2 tRNA genes and 1 rRNA gene are annotated in these 3406 nt (G+C 47.6%); all 3 read left to right on the forward strand.

The features are described from left to right. Positions 1-130 precede the first annotated feature (130 nt). The 3 genes from NBH01_RS26335 (at position 131) to NBH01_RS26345 (ending at position 3374) form a co-directional block, all read left to right on the forward strand. Positions 131-204 (forward strand) — tRNA-Ile (locus tag NBH01_RS26335). Positions 205-258: 54 nt separating this feature from the next. Further along, positions 259-335: transfer RNA gene (locus NBH01_RS26340), tRNA-Ala, on the forward strand. 159 nt (positions 336-494) lie between these two features. Continuing rightward, positions 495-3374 (forward strand): 23S ribosomal RNA (locus tag NBH01_RS26345). Positions 3375-3406: the final 32 nt, after the last annotated feature.

Raw genomic sequence — 3406 nt, forward strand, 5'->3', positions numbered from 1 at the left:
GGTTCTATTATTGTACTACTGGTACTTGTTTATTTATAACATATAGATCAACCATCTATAGAAGTATAGATAGAGATAAACAAGAGAAAGAAAGAAGCCGAGTCTAACATCAGGTAGACAAGGTTGAACTAGTCCTATAGCTCAGTTGGTTAGAGCGCTACACTGATAATGTAGAGGTCGGCAGTTCAACTCTGCCTGGGACTACTCCGAACAAAAATTGTCGTTGCCAATACAGTGTTGGAATGTTCAATTACTCTTGGGGGATTAGCTCAGCTGGCTAGAGCATCTGCCTTGCACGCAGAGGGTCAACGGTTCGAATCCGTTATTCTCCACCATCTCTGAAAAGAGAAACGATCTTTGACATGATGTACAAAAAGTAAAATTTAGTAAAGAGCTAAAAGTATATATCGAACCGTACGTTTTAAGTACAACACTATTAAGTACTTTGGGTTAATACCTGATACTTGATACCTAATACTTAAAAGTAAGTTTGAAAGAAAGTAAGCAAGGGCGCATGGCGGATGCCTTGGCTCTCGGAGGCGATGAAGGACGTGATAAGCTGCGATAAGCTCTGGGTAGGTGCAAATAACCTTTGATCCAGAGATTTCCGAATGGGACAACCCGGCATTCTGAAGGAATGTCATCCATCTTTGATGGAAGCTAACGCAGGGAACTGAAACATCTTAGTACCTGTAGGAAAAGAAAATAATAATGATTCCCCTAGTAGTGGCGAGCGAACGGGGAATAGCCCAAACCACCCATGTTACGGCATGTGTGGGGTTGTAGGACCACGATGTCGCAAGACATTTGATGAGTAGAATCCTCTGGAAAGTGGAACCATAGACGGTGATAGTCCGGTATACGAAGTCAAATTAAGCGTAGTGGTATCCTGAGTAGCGCGGGACACGAGAAATCTTGCGTGAATCTGCCGGGACCATCCGGTAAGGCTAAATACTCCCGAGAGACCGATAGCGAACCAGTACTGTGAAGGAAAGGTGAAAAGCACTTCGAATAGAAGAGTGAAATAGTCCCTGAAACCGTGCGCCTACAAGCGGTCGGAGCTGCGTAAGCAGTGACGGCGTGCCTTTTGCATAATGAACCTACGAGTTACTTTTTCCGGCAAGGTTAAGCATCTTGAGATGCGCAGCCGAAGCGAAAGCGAGTCTGAACAGGGCGTCGAGTCGGAAGGAGTAGACGCGAAACCAAGTGATCTACCCTTGGTCAGGTTGAAGGTTAGGTAACACTAACTGGAGGACCGAACCGATAAGCGTTGAAAAGCTTCCGGATGAACTGAGGGTGGGGGTGAAAGGCTAATCAAACTTGGAGATAGCTCGTACTCCCCGAAATGCATTTAGGTGCAGCCTTGTGAGTTACTAATGTGAGGTAGAGCGACTGATAAGATGCGAGGGCTTCACCGCCTATCAAGTCTTGATAAACTCCGAATGCGCATTAGTTCTATCACAGGAGTGAGGGCATGGGTGCTAAGGTCCATGTCCTAAAGGAGAAGAATCCAGACCATCAGCTAAGGTCCCCAAATAAACACTAAGTTGAACTAACGAAGTCAGATTGCTAAGACAGCTAGGATGTTGGCTTGGAAGCAGCCATTCATTTAAAGAGTGCGTAACAGCTCACTAGTCGAGGAGTTTGGCGTGGATAATAATCGGGCATTAAGTGTTTTACCGAAGCTATGGGATCAGTAATGATCGGTAGGGGAGCATTCCACTCTGCGTCGAAGGTGAAGCGTGAGCTTTGCTGGAGCGTGTGGAAAAGCAAATGTAGGTATAAGTAACGATAAAGGGGGTGAGAACCCCCCTCGCCGAAAGACTAAGGTTTCCTGATCAACGCTAATCGGATCAGGGTTAGTCGGGTCCTAAGGCTCAGCCGAACGGTGAGGCCGATGGCAGAACAGGTTAATATTCCTGTACTACCTTAAGGAGTGACGTGGAGACGGAGGCGTGACAGCGCCGCGGACTGACGGAATAGTCCGTTGAAGGGTGTAGATGTTGATCATCCCAGGCAAATCCGGGATGAGAGTCGAACCTGATAGTATGGAGCGTTCTTCGGAACAATCCAATAGTGCGTGTAATCATACTCCCAAGAAAATCCGCTAAACTTAATCCTTGAGGTACCCGTACCGCAAACGGACACACGTAGTCGGGTTGAATATACTAAGGCGCTTGAGTGATTCACGGTTAAGGAACTAGGCAAATTGACCCTGTAACTTCGGGATAAAGGGTCCCAACGAGAGTTGGGCGCAGAGAATAGGTCCAGGCAACTGTTTAACAAAAACACAGGGCTGTGCCAAATTGAAAGATTACGTATACAGCCTGACACCTGCCCGGTGCTGGAAGGTTAAGAGGAGATGTCATCGCAAGAGAAGCATTGAATTGAAGCCCCAGTAAACGGCGGCCGTAACTATAACGGTCCTAAGGTAGCGAAATTCCTTGTCGGGTAAGTTCCGACCTGCACGAATGGTGTAATGATCTGGACACTGTCTCAACCGTGAGCTCAGTGAAATTGTAGTATCGGTGAAGATGCCGATTACCCGCGATGGGACGAAAAGACCCCGTGAACCTTTACTATAGCTTAACATTGAATTTGGGTAATTGATGTGTAGGATAGGCCGGAGACTTCGAAGCAGGTACGCCAGTATTTGTGGAGTCGCTGTTGAAATACGGCCCTTTGATTATTTGAGTTCTAACTCGTAGTTGCGAGGACACTGTTTGGTGGGTAGTTTGACTGGGGTGGTCGCCTCCAAAATAGTAACGGAGGCTTCTAAAGGTGCCCTCAGGACGATTGGTAACCGTCCGTAGAGTGTAATGGCATAAGGGCGCTTGACTGGGAGACTAACAAGTCGATCAGGTAGGAAACTAGAGCATAGTGATCCGGTGTTTCCGTATGGAAGGGACATCGCTCAAAGGATAAAAGGTACTCCGGGGATAACAGGCTGATCCCTCCCAAGAGCTCATATCGACGGAGGGGTTTGGCACCTCGATGTCGGCTCGTCACATCCTGGGGCTGGAGAAGGTCCCAAGGGTTGGGCTGTTCGCCCATTAAAGTGGCACGCGAGCTGGGTTCAGAACGTCGTGAGACAGTTCGGTCTCTATCTATCGTGGGCGTATGAAATTTGCGTGGCTCTGACACTAGTACGAGAGGACCGTGTTGGACTGACCGCTGGTTTACCAGTTGTGCCGCCAGGTGCATTGCTGGGTATCTAAGTCGGGATTGGATAAGTGCTGAAAGCATCTAAGTACGAAGCCAGCCACAAGATTAGATTTCTTAGGGTCGTTAAAGACGATGACGTTGATAGGATGCAGGTGTAAAGGTGGTAACATCAAAGCCGAGCATTACTAATTGCCCGTTCACTTTCTTTCGGACGGTGCGGATCGCGATATATACGTTTAGC

It is taken from the genome of Bacteroides sp. B1-V-101 (genome assembly GCF_023656585.1).
GTDB classification, from domain to species: Bacteria; Bacteroidota; Bacteroidia; order Bacteroidales; family Bacteroidaceae; genus Bacteroides; species Bacteroides thetaiotaomicron.